1 protein-coding gene is annotated in these 247 nt (G+C 71.7%); it reads left to right on the forward strand.

The window, feature by feature from the left end; translation table 11 throughout:
• Window positions 1–247: exodeoxyribonuclease VII large subunit (locus SB816_RS34015; protein WP_410548501.1), on the forward strand; the 247-nt coding region annotated here is incomplete at both ends.

Genomic DNA, 247 nt, shown 5'->3' on the forward strand with positions numbered 1-247 from the left:
GGACGTGCTGCTCGTGTGTCGCGGCGGCGGATCGATCGAGGATCTGTGGTCGTTCAACGACGAAGCGCTCGCGCGGGCGATCGCCGCGAGCGAGCTGCCGGTCGTCTGCGGCGTGGGCCACGAAACCGATTTCACGATCGCGGACTTCGCGGCCGACGTGCGCGCGCCGACGCCGACCGGCGCGGCCGAGCTCGCGAGTCCGCAGCGCGCGTTGTTGCTGCGAGAGTTGAGCGAGCGGCAGCGTGCG

Source organism: Achromobacter sp. SIMBA_011, from assembly GCF_046535435.1.
GTDB lineage: Bacteria > Pseudomonadota > Gammaproteobacteria > Burkholderiales > Burkholderiaceae_B > Achromobacter > Achromobacter dolens.